This is a genomic window from Streptomyces sp. F63, assembly GCF_018070345.1.
Taxonomy (GTDB): Bacteria; Actinomycetota; Actinomycetes; order Streptomycetales; family Streptomycetaceae; genus Streptomyces.
Map to the genome: position 1 here is coordinate 329,507 of NZ_JAGPXX010000002.1, position 16,393 is coordinate 345,899.

Genomic DNA, 16,393 nt, shown 5'->3' on the forward strand with positions numbered 1-16,393 from the left:
CGGCCCCACGAGCCGGTGGGCGCCCCGCGCGAACCGCGGGGCGCCCACCGAGCGGGGACAGTCGCTCAGTCCGCCCAGGGGATCTGCGGGGAGCGGTAGTAGTCGATGCCCAGGGCGTCCCAGCGGGGGCCGTGGGCGGCGATGCGCTGCCGGTAGTCCGCCCAGTCGTGCGTGGCGGCCGGGGACCAGCCCAGCTCCGCGATGCCCGGGAGGCGGGGGAAGGCCATGAACTCGATGTGGTCGTTGGTCTCCAGCGTCTCGGACCACATCGGCGCCTCGACGCCGAGGATCTTGTCCTCCGCCACACCCTGGAGGTAGCTGCCCGGGTCCCAGTCGTAGGACTGCCGCGCCTCGACGTAACCGGCCCAGCTCAGGCCGAGCGGGGTGTTCTCGTCGTACTTCATGTCGAGGTAGGCGCGGTTGGCGGGCGAAAGGATCACGGGAGTGCCGTTGTTGGCCGCCTCGGCGACCTCCGGCTCGGTGCCGGTCGTGCCCCAGTACTGGGCGACGGCGCCCTCGACCGGGTTCGCCCCGGTGATCTGGTGCCAGCCGACGACGGTCTTGCCGTACCGGCCCACGATCTCCTGCGCGCGGTCCATGAACGCCACGTAGTCCTCGTGCGGGGTGGCGTGGGCCTCGTCGCCGCCGATGTGGAGGTAGCGGCCGGGCGTCAGCTCGGCGAGTTCGCGCACCACGTCGTCGACGAAGTCGTAGGTGATCTCCTTGTCCACGCAGAGCGAACTGAAGCCGACCTCGATGCCGGTGTAGAGCGGCGGGGCGACGCCGTCGCAGTTCAGCTCCGCGTAGGAGGCCAGGGCGGCGTTGGTGTGGCCCGGCATGTCGATCTCCGGGACGACCTCCAGATACCGCTCGGCCGCATACGCGAGGATCTCGCGGTAGTCGTCCTTGGTGTAGTAGCCGCCGGTGCCGCCGCCGACCTCCGTGGTGCCGCCGTAGGTGGCCAGCCGGGGCCAGGAGTCGATGGCGATCCGCCAGCCCTGGTCGTCGGAGAGGTGCAGATGCAGCTTGTTGATCTTGTAGAGCGCCATCTGGTCGATGTAGCGCTTGACCTGCTCGACGGTGAAGAAGTGCCGGGAGACGTCCAGCATCGCGCCCCGGTACGCGAAGCGCGGCGCGTCGGTGACGGTACCGCCGGGGACCGTCCACGGGCCGGGCTGCCGGCTGTCCGCCTCCACCCGCCCGGGGAGCAGCTGACGGAGCGTCTGCACGCCCCGGAACAGGCCCGCGTGGCGCGGGGCGGTGATGGTGACGCCGGCGGGCGTGGAGCGCAGCCGGTAGCCCTCGGCAGCGGCCGCGCCCTTCCCCTCGGCGCCCTTCGCCTCCGCACCGTCCCGGGCGGCCTTCCCGGCCCCGCCCGCGGCGCCGAGCCGCAGGTCGATGCCGCCGCGCCCGGGCCGCGTGGTGACCGGCAGCCGGTAGCCGGTGGACGGGCGCAGCACCGAGGCGAGCTGCTCGCCGATCTTCCGGCTCTCGCGCGAACGGTCCACCCGGATCAGGGTCTTGGGGCCGATCCGGTACGGCTTGCCGCCGGCCCGCACGGAGGCGGGCGCGGGCACGAGCCGGTCGAAGCCGGCGGCCGGGGCGGCCTCGGTGCCGCGCTCCGGCGCGGCCGAGGCGGTTCCGGTGGCCACGGCTCCGCCCGTGGCCACGAGCAGGAACGCGCAGAGGACTCTCGCGATGCTTCGGGGTTGTTTGCTGGGTGCGCCAGTTCGTCGCACGACGATCCCTTTCGACGGTGTCTGTCCGTGTGGGTGGAGCGACCGACGGGTCCCATGAGACCGGCGCACCCGAGCGAGGTCAAGGGTGTAGACCAATTTAGGTGTAGACCAATTCCGCGCCGCCGCTCCCGGTCGCCCGGGCGCGGTCCCACCGCCCCGGGGCCCGGGCCCGCGGGACCCCGCACCCCCGCGGAGGGGAGGCGAACGGCGCCCTGGCGCGGCGCAGTTGGGCAACAGCGCCGGGGCGGCACCCGGCGGCGGAGCCACACACGGGGACCCGGCGCGGGAACCGGACGCGGGAACCGGACGCGGGAACCGGACGCGGGAACCGGACGGCGGCGGAACCCCGCGCGGGAGCCCGACGCGAGAGCCGAGCGCGGGAACCGGGCAGCGGAGTCCGGCCGAACCACCGCCTCCCGCTCGCCATTTGACAGAATCGGCCCATGGCGGAAATCACCCAGCGGGACGGCACCTGGACCTTCGACGGCGAGACCGTGCGGATCGTGCCCGGGCACGAGAAGAGCGTCAGCCTGCTGCGCCGGACCCTCGGTGAACTGGCCGTCCCCCTCGCGGCCGTGGCCGGGGTCTCGCACGAGCCGGGACGCAAGGGCGGCCGGCTGCGGCTGCGGCTCCGCCACGGCGCCGACCCGCTGCTCCAGGTCACCGGCGGCAAGCTGGACGGCGCCAACGACCCCTACCAGCTGGCCGTGGAGTCCGGACGCGCCGACCTCGCCGGGTACTTCGTCGACGAGGTGCGCAACGCCCTCCTCCTGGAGCAGGTGCCCTCCGGCCCCACCGACCGCTATCTGCTGCCCGGCCCCTCCGTGCCGCTGTCCGCGAGCGCCGGGGACGGCACGGCCTCCTTCGACGGCGAGCAGATCCGGCTGGAGTGGAACTGGAAGACGGACGAGTCCAAGAAGTCCGGCGGACCCCGCGCCCTCGCCCTGCGCGATGTGGAGGCGGTGGAGTGGTCACCGTCCGCCGGGCTGGAGAACGGCTACCTCCGCTTCCTGCCGAAGGGCTCGGGCGCCGTGGCGGGCGGCAGCCGCATGCCGGCCAAGCACGACCCGTACGCCGTCGATCTGTACGGCTTCCGCAAGGACCCGCTGATGGCCCTGGTCGCCGCGGCCGTGGCCGCCCGGCTGCCCCATCCGGCCGCGCCCGGGACCGCCGCCGGGCAGGGGCGGAGCGGGGACGGGGCCGGCACGCTCGGCTCCCCTCGCGCCGTGGCCCTGACCAAGACGCCGGAGCCCGCCGCGGCGCCGGGACCCGCCCCAGCGCCGGCTCCCCGGAGCCCGGGCGGCGAGGACCACGACGCACTGCTGCGGCGACTCCGGGAGCTGGGCGAACTGCGTCAGGCGGGAGTCCTCACCGACGAGGAGTTCACGGCGGCCAAGAAGGCGGTACTCGACCGCTTTTAACGTTTCCCCGACCCCATTCCGGCAACCCCTGCCCGATTCCGGGCAGATTTCTTGCGAAATCATGGCGTGCGCGGCCACTATCGACGCATGCTCGAACGCCCCGCGTCCCACGACGACCTCGTCGATCACCTGGTCCGCTCCACGCCGCTCCGGCGCGGCGAAGCGGTCCGGGTGGTGCTGGACGTGCTGGCGTACTTCGACGAGACGGTCGAGGACTTCGTCCGCCGCCGCCACCGCGAACTGCGGTCCGCCGGGCTGGCCAACGCGGCGATCTACGACCGGATCGCGGCGGAACTGCCGCACCGCGCGGTGGCGCCCCCCGAACTCTCCCTGAGGCAGCTCCGCCGCGTGATCTACGGCTGAGCCGACGGTCTCCGCCGCCTCTGCCCCCCGGCATCGCGAGCGGAGCGGGCGGACGGGCAGTCGCACGGACGGGCGGAGCCGAGCACTTCGGAAGCGGTGCGGGCCGGGCCGGGCCGGGGCACAGCGGAACAGCCCGCCACCGGACCGGAACGCACCCCGCGGCCGGCAGCCGCGGCACGCGCACGACAACGAGGGTCTGAGGTACATCCATGTGTGGAATCGTCGGTTACATCGGTCAGCGAGACGCGGCCCCGCTGCTGCTGGAAGGACTGCAGCGGCTGGAGTACCGGGGCTACGACTCGGCGGGCATCGCCATCGGCGCCAAGGCCGGGAAGGCCGGCGGGTCCGGGAAGGCGGGCGGGCCCGCACAAGCCGGCGCCCTGAAGACCGCCAAGGCCAAGGGCCGGGTACGCGATCTGGAGGCCCGCCTCCCCAAGCGCTTCTCCGGCACCACCGGCATCGCCCACACCCGCTGGGCCACCCACGGCGCCCCGAACGACGAGAACGCGCACCCGCACCTGGACGCCACCGGCCAGGTCGCCCTCGTCCACAACGGCATCATCGACAACGCTTCCGAACTGCGCGCCAAACTCATCGCCGACGGCGTCGAGTTCAGCTCCGAGACGGACTCCGAGGTCCTCGCCCACCTCATCGGCCGCGATCCCTCCGAGACCCTGGAGGAGAAGGTCCGCGGCGCCCTCCGGATGGTCGACGGCACCTACGGCATCGCCGTGCTGCACGCCGCCTTCCCGGACCGGATCGTCGTCGCCCGCAACGGCTCCCCCGTCGTCCTCGGCATCGGCGAGAAGGAGATGTTCGTCTCCTCGGACGTGGCCGCGCTGGTCAGGCACACCCGTCAGGTCGTCACCCTGGACGACGGCGAGATGGCCACCGTCAAGGCCGACGACTACCGCACCTGCACCACCGAGGGCAGCCGCACCTCCGCCGCCCCGACCACCGTGGAGTGGGAGGCGGAGTCCTACGACATGGGCGGCCACGACACCTACATGCACAAGGAGATCACCGAGCAGGCCGACGCCGTCGACCGGGTGCTGCGCGGCCGGATCGACGACCGTTTCGCCACCGTCCACCTCGGCGGTCTCAACCTCGACGCCCGCGAAGCCCGCGCCGTCCGCCGGGTCAAGATCCTCGGCTGCGGCTCGGCGTACCACGCGGGGCAGATCGGCGCCCAGCTGATCGAGGAGCTGGCCCGCGTCCCGGCGGACGCCGAGCCGGCCAGCGAGTTCCGCTACCGCAACGCCGTGGTGGACCCGGACACCCTCTACATCGCCGTCAGCCAGTCCGGCGAGACCTACGACACCCTCGCCGCCGTGCAGGAGCTGAAGCGCAAGGGCGCCCGGGTGCTCGGGGTCGTCAACGTCGTGGGCAGCGCCATCGCCCGGGAGACGGACGGCGGCGTCTACGTCCACGCCGGCCCGGAGGTCTGCGTCGTCTCCACCAAGTGCTTCACCAACACGGCCGTGGCCTTCGCCCTGCTCGCCCTCCACCTCGGCCGCATCCGCGACCTCTCCGTCGCCGACGGCAAGCGGATCATCGCCGGCTTGCGCCGCCTCCCCGAGCAGATCGCGGAGATCCTGCGCGGCGAGGAGCGGATCGCGGGGCTGGCCGCGGAGTACGCGAACGCGAAGAGCATGATGTTCGTCGGCCGCGTGCGGGGCTTCCCGGTGGCCCGCGAGGCCTCCCTGAAGCTCAAGGAGGTCAGTTACGTCCACGCCGAGGCGTATCCGGCGTCCGAGCTCAAGCACGGCCCGCTGGCCCTGATCGAGCCGGCCGTGCCGACGGTCGCGATCGTCCCGGACGACGACCTGCTGGAGAAGAACCGCGCCACGCTGGAGGAGATCAAGGCCCGCAGCGGCCGTATCCTCGCGGTGGCGCACCAGGAGCAGGAGAAGGCCGATCACACGATCGTGGTGCCCAAGAACGAGGACGAGCTGGACCCGGTCCTGATGGGCATCCCGCTCCAGCTCCTGGCCTACCACTCGGCGCTGGCCCTGGGCCGGGACATCGACAAGCCGCGCAACCTGGCCAAGTCCGTGACGGTGGAGTGAGGCGGAGTGAGGCGGCCGTCCACGGCGGAGTGACGCCACCGGTTCGGGCGGTTGACGGCCCCCGCGCTCGGACGGGGCCGGCCCCCGCGCGTGCCACCGTACGCGCGGGGGCGGTCTCCCCCGGGGCCCGCGCTGCCCTCCGCGCCGGCCCGGATGCCGCCCACCGGTGACCGTCACGTCCGGAAGGCGGCAGTACTTCACCGGTCAAGTACCCGCCACCGGGGCCGATTTCACTCATACGTGCGAGTAGTTTCCGCATGTCCGCGCGGTACGCGCTCCGCTCCCCGGCCGCCGTTCACGGTGCGGGAGCCCGGCGCCGGTTCCGGAACGGGAGGCCCGCCGGGCGGCCCCGCGGCAGGTGACGGAAACCGGCCGCGACGGCGGCGGCACCCGAGGCGCGAAAGGGGCGCTGGGAGGCAGGGGGGCGCGGCGGGTTCCGGACATTCCCCGTCGCGCACCGCGTCCCGGCCGGCACACCGCGTACGCGACCGCGGTTCCGGACGCCCCGCGCCGGGTGCGCCCCCGCCGCGGGGCAGAGGAGGACACCGGTCGCGGCTCCGGACCGGGGCGGACGGGAAGCCGTCGCGGCCGGGGCCGGAGCGGGGCGGGGGACCGGGCGAGGGGACCCGGCGAGGGACCGGGCGCAGCCCCGGGACCGGGCCGGCGAGGGCCGTCGCGGCCCCCGGCCGGAGCGGTGGCGGGAACCGGTCCCCGCCCCGGTCAGGGCACGGTGACGACGGGCCGCCGGGCGCGGCGTGTCAGCCGCCCGGCGACCGAGCCGAAGATCCGGCCGGCCAGCCCGTGTGTGGTCCCCACCACGATGGCGTCGGCCGCGTACTCCCGGCCGACCTCCTCCAGTTCGTGGCAGATGTCGCCGCCCCGTTCGACGAGGATCCACGGCACCTCGGCGAGGTGGTCCGCGCAGGCCAGCTCCAGGCCGAGGACCTCGGTGCGGTGGTCCGGCACATCGACGAAGACCGGGGGCTCGCAGCCCGCCCAGACGGTGGTCGGCAGCCGGTTGGCCACATGAACGATGATCAGACCGCTGCCGGTGCGCCGGGCCATGCCGATGGCGTAGGCCAGGGCCCGCTCACTGGAGGTGGAGCCGTCGAAGCCGACCACGACACCGTGCCGGAAGGCGGGATCGCAGGACTGGCGCGTCTCGTCCGCCGCTTCCAGGTCCGCCAGGGGATCGGCGACCTGCTTGCGGTCGGCGGGTTCGGGGATCTCGTGACCGGCCATCGGTATCTCGGCGAAGAACGTCCTCTGCGGAGGGAGCGGCGGTTGGCGGCCGAGCGGTCGCGGGGGCGGATAGTCCGGGAATCTACTTCCCAAGCCCTTGCCCCAAGGGTACGGCGAGTTCCCCCGCCTGCCCAGGCCCTGCCACCCGGCGGCCCGGGACCGGCAACCGGCGCAGCCGCTGGTTGCGGCTTGCCGGGAGCATGCCGGAGGCGGGCCCGTAGCGCAATGCCTGCTGGTCGGCGGCGTACCCGGCCCGGCCGGTCCGGCGCGGCGGCGGGACCGCGCGAGGCCGGCGGACGGCCTGGAAAGGCGGCGCGCCCGACTCCGCGGCGGACTCCGTGTCCGGTCGCACGGAAACGCCCGGACGGCGGCGGACGGAGAGCCGGCGCCGCACGGCGAGGGGGCGCACGGCGGGCGCACACGCGCGCGCCCGGCGCGTCCCGTACACCCACCTGACTCGAACTCCTGATCCCAGTTCTTTTCGGCCAACTTGGCGCTGCGGTGCACCCTTCGCCGAACCCCGCCCCCAACCCCCTTCCCACCTGCGAAGAAAGAGCCGCGAACCGCTCTCGCCCCGTACGGCGGCGGCGTGTTGGCCACAGGGCCCACTTCCCACCGGCGCCATCGAGTGCGACGCTTCGTGATCGAATGCTTTACGCCAAGTTGCCATGTCGACTTAGCGGTGGGTGGTGAACTTGTCTCGCCGACCACATGGGACACAGTAGATTCGATCTTGGCCATTCACGGCGGGGGACTCGTGCAGGACCGAGGGGAAACGTGCAGGTTCGACACCATCGAGGAGCCGCGACCACCGAGGGGGGCTTAGTGCCATGAGCCAGGACTCCACGACCGTACCGGAGGCTGCCCGGAAGCTTTCCGGCCGCCGCCGCCGGGAGATCGTCGCAGTGCTGCTCTTCAGCGGCGGCCCCATATTCGAAAGCTCCATCCCGCTTTCCGTATTCGGTATCGACCGCCAGGACGCCGGCGTCCCCCGCTACCGGCTTCTGGTGTGCGCCGGTGAAGAGGCCCCGCTGCGGACGACCGGCGGACTCGAGCTGACCGCGCCGTACGGCCTGGAGGCGCTCGCGCGCGCCGGGACCGTCGTCGTGCCGGCTTGGCGGTCCATCACCTCGCCACCGCCCCAGGAGGCGCTGCAGGGGCTGCGCAGGGCCCATGAGGAGGGCGCCCGGATCGTCGGGCTGTGCACGGGCGCCTTCGTCCTGGCCGCGGCCGGGCTGCTCGACGGCCGGCCCGCCACGACGCACTGGATGTACGCACCGACGCTCGCCAAGCGGTACCCGTCGGTCCATGTGGACCCGCGGGAGCTGTTCGTCGACGACGGGGACGTCCTCACCTCCGCCGGAACGGCGGCGGGCATCGATCTCTGTCTGCACATCGTGCGGACCGACCACGGGGCCGAGGCCGCCGGAGCGCTCGCGCGGCGCCTGGTGGTGCCACCCCGGCGCACCGGCGGGCAGGAGCGCTACCTCGACAGGTCTTTACCGGAGGAGATCGGCGCCGACCCGCTCGCGGAGGTCGTCGCCTGGGCGCTGGAGCATCTCCACGAGCAGTTCGACGTGGAGACCCTCGCCGCGCGCGCCTACATGAGCCGGCGGACCTTCGACCGGCGGTTCCGGTCGCTCACCGGGAGCGCCCCGCTGCAGTGGCTGATCACGCAGCGGGTGCTCCAGGCGCAGCGGCTCCTGGAGACGTCCGACTACTCCGTGGACGAGGTCGCGGGCCGGTGCGGCTTCCGCTCACCCGTCGCGCTGCGCGGGCACTTCCGCCGCCAGCTCGGGTCCTCCCCCGCGGCGTACCGGGCGGCCTACCGGGCCCGGCGGCCCCAGTCCGCGGCCGAGCGGGCGGAGCGCCCCGACCGGCCGGAGCGCCTGGAGCGTCCCGACAGACCCGACCGTCCGGACCGGCCCGACCGGCCCGACCGGCCGATGGGGGCCGACCCGCGTCCGGACGGGCCGGCGTCCGCCGCCGCCTCGCTGGCGGCCCTGCGCCGCGCGAACGCCGCGCAGCAGGGCGGCCACGGCTCACCGGCCGGGGAACCCTCCCTGCCGGAGGCGGAGACGTACGCGGGGCGGCTCGCCGAGCAGGGCGGACGGGCGGTGGGACGGTCCTCCGTGCCCGGTCAGCGCGACCGCCCCGTAGGGTGAGGCGCATGAACGACCGCATGGTGTGGATCGACTGCGAGATGACCGGCCTCTCGCTGGCCGACGACGCTCTGATCGAGGTGGCCGCGCTGGTCACCGACTCGGAGCTGAACGTGCTGGGCGAGGGGGTGGACATCGTGATCCGTCCGCCGGCGGAGGCGCTGACCACCATGCCGGAGGTGGTGCGCGAGATGCACACCGCCTCCGGCCTGCTCGCCGAGCTCGACGGCGGGACGACGCTGGAGGAGGCGCAGCGGCAGGTGCTCCGCTATGTCCGCGAGCACGTGCCGGAGCGCGGCCGGGCCCCGCTGTGCGGCAACTCCGTCGGCACCGACCGGGGCTTCCTCTCCCGGGACATGCCGGACCTGGAGAGCTATCTCCACTACCGGATCGTGGACGTGTCCTCCGTGAAGGAGCTGGCCCGGCGCTGGTTCCCCCGGGCGTACTTCAACAGCCCGGAGAAGAGCGGCAACCACCGGGCGCTGGCGGACATCCGGGAGAGCATCGCCGAGCTCCGCTACTACCGGGAGGCGGTCTTCGTGCCGCCACCCGGCCCGGACTCGGCAACCGCCAAGACCATCGCGGCGAAGCACCGGCTCCCGGCGGGCTGAGCCGTCCCGCGGGAGCCCCCGGGGCCCCGGGGGCTCCCGCGCAAAGCCTGGCGCGAGCGCCCCTGCGGAACGTGTACACTTTTTCTCGGCCGGTGCACAGCCGGTCGTGGTGGGTATAGCTCAGCTGGTAGAGCACCTGGTTGTGGTCCAGGATGTCGCGGGTTCGAGTCCCGTTACTCACCCTGATGATCAAGGCCCGGTCCGCGGAAGCAGTCCGGGCCTTCGTCATGCCCGGGGTCCGGCGGGGACACGGCGCGCCGCTGCCCCCGGTCCCGCGGCGGCACGGCGGGGCGGGCGCACGGCCCACGGCCCACGGCCCACGGCCCAGGGCCCACGGCACCAGGGCGATTGGCGGGCACACCGGCCGTCCGTCACGGGAGGCGCCCTCTTCCCGGTCCGGCAGGCCCGCCGCGGGAGCGTCCGCGAGGCCTCTCCCGGAGTTCCACCGGCGAGCCCTTCCCGGCAGGGCCGTGCGCCGCACGAGCGTGACCGGCTCCCGGCCGCCTTCGGTGGGGGCTGCGCATCGCCAGGATCATGCGTGCCTCATCCGACCGGTCCACGCGCTCCTGGGGGACAGCCGCTCACCTTGCCGCCATTGACGAGACCCAGAGCAGAACCTGGGAGCGCTCCCAGATTTCTGGCGACCCCCGGAAGGGGGGCCCACCGCCAACCACCCGCCGTTTAACAGGCACTTAAAGGAAAGATCCGTCCGTTCCCTTGTTGACCCGGGGAGGGCGGGGCTATGGTCTGGCTCAGTAAATGGGAGCGCTTCCACAGTCTTGGGAGGGCGTCGCACGACGCGGCCGACGACCGAGGAGCCCTCCGGAACCCCCCGCCCCCGTCCCGTCCGCCACGGATGCCCCCACCTCCGCAGCGGTCGCGGGCATCCACACCCCACACTCCACTCCGGCCGCCGGCCGCACCCGCGAGCGAGCGGGCACCACCCCCCGCCAGCCGCCCGCGCCATGCCCGGCTCCGCTTCCGAAGAGCGCCATCCGCCGTCCCGCACGGACGGCTCCGTTCCTCTCCCCACCGACACCCGCCTGCGTGGCGGCGGGTGCGGCGAGGAGGCGTGCCCGCACCGCTGCCGCCCCGGACCACTCCACCCGGCCCGGACGGCAGCCGTGGGAGGCACAGCGAGTGCCCCGGCACCCGCGACCGCGCACCATCGCACGATCTACAGGAGGATCGCTGATGAGCCGCACCATCTCACCGACGGGCCGCCGCAAGCGCCCGAGACGCACCGCACTCACGGCCTGCGCCCTCATGCTGGCGGCCGCCGGTACCGGCACCGCGCTGACCGGCACCGCCTCGGCGGCTCCGGCCGCCGCGGGCTGCACGGCCGACTACGCGGTGCAGAACCAGTGGGACACCGGCTTCACCGCCAACGTCACCGTCACCAACACCGGTGACGCCCTGAGCTCGTGGAACGTCGGGTGGACGTTCTCCGGCAACCAGAAGGTGACCCAGGGCTGGAACGCCGACATCACGCAGAGCGGCGCGACCGTCACGGCCGCCAGCCCGTCATGGGGCGGCGCCCTGGGCTCCGGCGGCACGGCGTCCTTCGGCTTCCAGGCCACGTTCAGCGGCACGAACGCCGTCCCGGGAACCATCACGCTCAACGGCGTCACCTGCACGACCGACGGCGGCGGCCCCGGTGACCCCGGTGACCCGGGCGATCCCGGTGAACCGTCCGACCCGCCCGGCGACCGCGTGGACAACCCCTTCGAGGGTGCCAAGGTCTATGTGAACCCGGACTGGTCGGCACAGGCCGCCAGGAGCGGAGGCGAGGCGATCGCCGACCAGCCGACGGCCGTGTGGCTGGACCGCATCTCCGCGATCGAGTCGGGCTCCGCGGGTGAGAACACCATGGGCCTGCGGGACCACCTCGACGCGGCCCTGGAGCAGGACGCCGACGTGTTCCAGATGGTCACGTACAACCTGCCCGGGCGGGACTGCGCGGCGCTGGCCTCCCAGGGCGAACTCGGCCCGACGGAGATCGACCGCTACAAGAACGAGTTCATCGACCCGATCGCCGAGATCCTGGCGGACCCGAAGTACGCCGGCATCCGGATCGTCAACACCATCGAGATCGACTCGCTGCCCAACCTCATCACCAACGTCGGCGGCCGCGCCACGGCCACCGAGAACTGCGATGTGATGAAGGAGAACGGCAACTACGTCAAGGGCGTCGGCTACGCGCTGGCGACCTTCGGTGACATCGGGAACGTCTACAACTACATCGACATCGGCCACCACGGCTGGATCGGTTGGGACGACAACTTCGGGGCCACCGCCGAGCTGCTGCACGAGGCGGCGACCACCGAGGGTGCCACCGTCGACGACGTGGCCGGCTTCGCCGCCAACGTCGCCAACTACGGTGCCATCGAGGAGCCGTACTTCTCCATCGACGAGTCGGTGAACGGCCAGATGGTGCGCCAGTCGGCGTGGGTGGACTGGAACCGCTACGTGGACATCCAGACCTTCTCGCAGGCCTTCCGCGAGGAGGCGGTCTCCGCCGGCTTCAACGCGGAGGTCGGTGTCGTCATCGACACCTCCCGCAACGGCTGGGGCGGCCCCGACCGGCCCACCGGCCCGGCGGAGAAGACCACCGTCGACGAGTACGTGAACGGCAGCCGCGTCGACCGCCGCATCCACCAGGGCAACTGGTGCAACCAGGCCGGTGCCGGCCTCGGTGAGCGGCCCACCGCCGCGCCCGCCCCGGGCATCGACGCCTACGCGTGGATCAAGCCCCCGGGCGAGTCGGACGGCGCCAGCCAGGAGATCGACAACGACGAGGGCAAGGGCTTCGACCGGATGTGCGACCCCACCTACGAGGGGAACGCGCGCAACCTGAACAACCCGTCGGGTGCCCTGCCGGACGCGCCGGTCTCCGGTCACTGGTTCCAGGCACAGTTCGAAGAGCTGCTGGCGAACGCCTATCCGCCGCTGTAGCGGTCCGGCGGGGCGGCCGGTGACCGGCCGCTCCGCCCCCGCACCGGGACGGAACGCGTGACACGCGCTCTCCCCGGGAGGGGGCCGGCGGCCTGCCGGCCCCCTCTTCCGCGTCCGCCGCCCGGCCGGACCGGCGCGCCCCGCTCAGGAGGAGCCGCGGCGCACCAGTTCGGTGGGCAGGACGACTTGCCGGCTGCCGGAGTCGGGCTGTCCGATCTCCCGGAGCAGGACCCGGGCCATCGTCCGGCCCATCTCCTCGATCGGCTGGCGGACGCTGGTCAGCGGCGGGTCCATGTGGCGGGCGACCGGTGAGTCGTCGAAGCCGACGAGGGCCACGTCCTCCGGGATGCGGCGGCCCGCCTCCCGCAGCACCTGGCGGGCGCCGGAGGCCATCACGTCGGAGGCGCAGAACACCGCGTCGAGGTCCGGCCGCCGCTCCAGCAGCCGGCGCATGGCGCGGCGGCCGCCCTCCTCGGTGAAGTCGGCGGGTTCGACCAGCGCCTCGTCCGGTGCGTGCCCGGCGGCGGCGATGGCCTGGTGGTAGCCGTCGAGGCGGCACTGGGCCACGTACATGTCCAGCGGGCCGGTGATCGTCGCGACCCGGCGGCGGCCGCGGCCGATCAAGTGCTCGACGGCCGCGGCCGCGCCGCCGACGTTGTCGGAGTCGACGTACGGCACGGATTCCCCGGCGGCGCGGCGGCCGCTGAGGACCGCGGGCATCTCGATCTCCTCCAGGAGGTCGGGCAGCGGATCGTCCGCGTGGACGGAGACGAGCAGGACGCCGTCCACCCGGTGCGCCCCGAGGAACTGGGTCAGCCGGTGGCGTTCCTTGGGGGTGCGGATGAGGGTGAGCAGCAGCTGGATCTCCGTCTCGGCGAGTTCGGTGGAGATGCCGCGGATGATGTCGGAGAAGTACGGCTCGGCGAAGAGCCGGGTCTCGGTCTCGGGGATCACCAGGGCGACGGCGTCGGTGCGGTTGGCGGCCAGCGCCCGCGCCGCCCGGTTGGGTACGTAGCCGAGCTCGGCGATGGCGTGTTCCACCGCGGTCCGGGTGCGGTCGCTCACCCGGGGCGATCCGTTGATCACACGGGAGACGGTGCCGCGTCCGACCCCCGCGCGCGCCGCGACCTCCTCCAGGGTGGGCCTGCCACCGTGTTTTCTCGTCACCGGCATGGTCCGCCTCCCGCTCCCAGCCTGCGTCCGTGGCTGTTGGACCATTCAACATCACTCCCCCGTCAGCACGTTCCGTCCCACGGCCTTGACACTCTCCCGGTGAGCCGTGAACCTTCAAGACGTCACGGATGAGAGCGCTCTCAAGAAGGGGGCGCCTACATCTCTCGTACGTCCCTCCACCATGCCCACCGACATGGTTTTCCGTTGCACTACTTCGGCAGGGGGACGATACGCAGGGAGCAGGAGGATGTCATGCGCGGATCAGCCCACATCTCCCGGCGCACGGCGGCCTTGGCGACCACCGCCGCCCTCGTCACCGGCCTGCTGGCAGGTTGCGCCGACGACAGTGGCGGAAGTGGCCGGAGAGGCTCAGGGGGAAGCGCCGACGGCAAGAAGACCGTCACCGTCGGGGTCTTCGGCGTCTTCGGCTACAAGCAGGCCGGGCTCTACGACGAGTATCAGAAGATGAACCCGGACGTCGTCATCAAGGAGACGTCCATCGAGCGGGCCGACCAGTACTACCCGCAGCTCCTCACCCACCTCGGGACCGGCAGCGGGCTCCAGGACATCCAGGCGATCGAGGTCGGCAACATCGCCGAGACGGTCAACCGGCACGCCGGCAAGTTCGTCGACCTGGGCCGCGCCGACGGCGTCGACCGGAAGAACTGGCTCGACTGGAAGTGGGACCAGGCCACCGCCGAGGACGGCCGGACCATCGGCCTCGGCACCGACATCGGCCCCATGGCCATCTGCTACCGCAAGGACCTCTTCGAGAAGGCGGGACTGCCCACCGACCGCGAGAAGGTCGGCGCCCTCTGGGCCGGAGACTGGGAGAAGTACGTCGAGACCGGCGAGAAGTACATGAAGAAGGCGCCCTCCGGCACCGTCTACATGGACACCGCCATCGGCCTCTTCAACGCGTCGGTCTCCGGCCGTGTGGAGCGCTACTACGACCGCGACGGCGAGCTGATCTACCGGAAGAGCCCGGCGGTCAAGGACTCCTGGGAGCTGGCGATGCGCGCCGTCGAGGGGAAGATGACGGCCCGGCTCAAGCAGTTCGACAAGCCGTGGGACCAGGCGTACGCCAACGGCCGGTTCGCCACCGTCTCCTGCCCCGCCTGGATGCTCGGGTACATCAAGGAGAAGGCCGGTCCCCAGGCGGCCGACCAGTGGGACATCGCGCCGGCACCGGCGCCCGCCAACTGGGGCGGCTCCTTCCTCTCCGTGCCGGAGGCCGCGAAGAACAAGGAGGAGGCGGTCAAGCTCGCCACCTGGCTGACGGCGCCCGAGCAGCAGGCCAAACTCTTCCGGGAGCAGGCCTCCTTCCCCAGCTCGCCCAAGACGTACGCGATGCCGGAGGTCGCCGGCGCGAAGCACGGGTACTTCGGTGACGCGCCCATCGGCGAGATCTTCAGCCAGGCCGCGGAGGACATGCCCACCCTCGTCCTCGGCGAGAAGGACCTGGCGATCCAGACGGCGTTCACCGACGTCGGCGTCCTCCAGGTCGAGCAGCAGGGCAAGTCGCCCGAAGCGGGGTGGGCCGCCGCGCTGAAGAACATCGACAACCTGCTGGACCGGTGAGCCGGTTGACTGCCGACTCCTCTGCGGCCGCGTCCCCCGGAACACCCGGTTCCGGGGCGCCGGGGGACGCGGCCCCCCGCACGATGCCCCGCGCGGCGGGCGGGAAGCCGGACGGAAGGACGGACCGGAAGGCCGAGCCGAGGGCCGAGCGGAAGGCCGAACGCCGGGCCGAACGCCGCAGCCGCCGCTACCGCCGCGACGTCCGCTGGAGCCCGTACCTCTTCATCTCGCCCTTCTTCCTCTTCTTCACCGCCTTCGGGCTCTTCCCGCTGCTCTACACCGGCTGGGCCTCCCTGCACCGGGTGTCGCTGCACGAGCCGACCACCATGGAGTGGGCCGGGCTGCACAACTACACCCGGCTGCTGGAGGACGAGTTCTTCTGGAACGCCCTGCGGAACACCTTCACCATCGGTGTGATCTCCACCGTCCCGCAGCTCCTGATGGCCCTCGGCCTCGCCCACATCCTCAACTACCGGCTGCGCGGTGCGATGTTCTTCCGGGTCGCGATGCTCGCCCCCTACGCGACGTCCGTGGCGGCCGCCACGCTCGTCTTCGTGCTGCTGTTCGGGCGCGACTACGGGATGATCAACTGGGCGCTGGGCTTCCTCGGCATCGAGAACATCAACTGGCAGACCGGGCACTGGACCTCGCAGCTGGCCGTGTCCTCCATCGTCATCTGGCGCTGGACCGGATACAACACCCTGATCTACCTCGCGGCCATGCAGGCCGTACCGCGCGATCTGTACGAGTCGGCGGCGCTGGACGGGGCGACGCGCTGGCAGCAGTTCCGCCACGTGACCATCCCCTCGCTGCGGCCGACGATCCTCTTCACGGTCGTCGTCTCCACCATCGGGGCCACCCAGCTCTTCGGTGAGCCGCTGCTCTTCGGGGGTGCGGGCGGGCAGAAGGGCGGGCCGGACCACGCGTACCAGACGCTCGGGCTCTATATGTACGAGCAGGGCTGGTTCAACTTCCATCTCGGCCGGGCCTCGGCGATCGCCTGGGCGATGTTCCTGATCCTGCTGTTGATCGCCCTGGTCAACTGGCTGATCGCCCGACGGCTGCGGAGGAGCTGAG

Annotated in this window: 11 protein-coding genes and 1 tRNA gene; 9 read left to right on the forward strand and 3 right to left on the reverse strand. The window is 72.5% G+C overall.

Annotated elements, in window-relative coordinates:
- Positions 1-65: 65 nt before the first annotated feature.
- Positions 66-1,739 carry a family 20 glycosylhydrolase gene (locus tag KBZ10_RS03445; RefSeq protein ID WP_210985956.1) on the reverse strand — a complete coding sequence of 558 codons (1,674 nt, stop codon included), beginning with the start codon at positions 1,737-1,739 and terminating at the stop codon, positions 66-68.
- A 443-nt stretch (positions 1,740-2,182) separates the two neighbouring features.
- On the opposite strand from KBZ10_RS03445, the gene KBZ10_RS03450 reads away from it, so the two are divergent.
- The 3 genes from KBZ10_RS03450 to glmS all read left to right on the forward strand — a co-directional run bounded on the left by KBZ10_RS03450 (position 2,183) and on the right by glmS (position 5,592).
- The gene (locus tag KBZ10_RS03450; RefSeq protein WP_210985957.1) at positions 2,183-3,160 is read left to right on the forward strand and encodes a DUF4429 domain-containing protein; all 978 of its coding nucleotides are present in this window, start codon (positions 2,183-2,185) and stop codon (positions 3,158-3,160) included.
- Between the two features lie 87 nt (positions 3,161-3,247).
- Complete coding sequence (locus KBZ10_RS03455; RefSeq protein WP_210985958.1) at positions 3,248-3,523, forward strand: hypothetical protein; 276 nt, start codon at positions 3,248-3,250, stop codon at positions 3,521-3,523.
- Between the two features lie 209 nt (positions 3,524-3,732).
- Entirely contained in the window at positions 3,733-5,592 is a 1,860-nt protein-coding gene (glmS, locus tag KBZ10_RS03460; RefSeq protein ID WP_210985959.1) for a glutamine--fructose-6-phosphate transaminase (isomerizing), read from the forward strand.
- A gap of 720 nt (positions 5,593-6,312) precedes the next feature.
- Here the strand turns inward: glmS and KBZ10_RS03465 are convergent.
- Positions 6,313-6,834, reverse strand: coding sequence for a universal stress protein (locus tag KBZ10_RS03465; protein WP_210985960.1), 522 nt, complete (start codon positions 6,832-6,834; stop codon positions 6,313-6,315).
- Positions 6,835-7,664: 830 nt separating this feature from the next.
- Between KBZ10_RS03465 and KBZ10_RS03470 the strand changes: the two genes are divergently transcribed.
- The 4 genes from KBZ10_RS03470 (at position 7,665) to KBZ10_RS03485 (ending at position 12,562) form a co-directional block, all read left to right on the forward strand.
- The gene (locus KBZ10_RS03470; protein WP_210985961.1) at positions 7,665-8,999 is read left to right on the forward strand and encodes a helix-turn-helix domain-containing protein; all 1,335 of its coding nucleotides are present in this window, start codon (positions 7,665-7,667) and stop codon (positions 8,997-8,999) included.
- Positions 9,000-9,004: 5 nt separating this feature from the next.
- Positions 9,005-9,607 carry an oligoribonuclease gene (orn, locus tag KBZ10_RS03475; protein ID WP_210985962.1) on the forward strand — a complete coding sequence of 201 codons (603 nt, stop codon included), beginning with the start codon at positions 9,005-9,007 and terminating at the stop codon, positions 9,605-9,607.
- A gap of 109 nt (positions 9,608-9,716) precedes the next feature.
- Positions 9,717-9,789, forward strand: a tRNA-His gene (locus KBZ10_RS03480).
- Positions 9,790-10,801: 1,012 nt separating this feature from the next.
- Positions 10,802-12,562 carry a glycoside hydrolase family 6 protein gene (locus KBZ10_RS03485; RefSeq protein ID WP_210985963.1) on the forward strand — a complete coding sequence of 587 codons (1,761 nt, stop codon included), beginning with the start codon at positions 10,802-10,804 and terminating at the stop codon, positions 12,560-12,562.
- A 144-nt stretch (positions 12,563-12,706) separates the two neighbouring features.
- On the opposite strand, the gene KBZ10_RS03490 is transcribed toward KBZ10_RS03485, so the two are convergent.
- Complete coding sequence (locus KBZ10_RS03490; protein ID WP_210985964.1) at positions 12,707-13,735, reverse strand: LacI family DNA-binding transcriptional regulator; 1,029 nt, start codon at positions 13,733-13,735, stop codon at positions 12,707-12,709.
- A gap of 252 nt (positions 13,736-13,987) precedes the next feature.
- On the opposite strand from KBZ10_RS03490, the gene KBZ10_RS03495 reads away from it, so the two are divergent.
- Both KBZ10_RS03495 and KBZ10_RS03500 read left to right on the forward strand, forming a co-directional pair.
- Positions 13,988-15,316, forward strand: coding sequence for an extracellular solute-binding protein (locus KBZ10_RS03495; RefSeq protein WP_210985965.1), 1,329 nt, complete (start codon positions 13,988-13,990; stop codon positions 15,314-15,316).
- A 5-nt stretch (positions 15,317-15,321) separates the two neighbouring features.
- On the forward strand, positions 15,322-16,392 hold the full coding sequence (locus KBZ10_RS03500; RefSeq protein ID WP_374223298.1) for a carbohydrate ABC transporter permease: 1,071 nt from the start codon (positions 15,322-15,324) through the stop codon (positions 16,390-16,392).
- Position 16,393 lies beyond the last annotated feature (1 nt).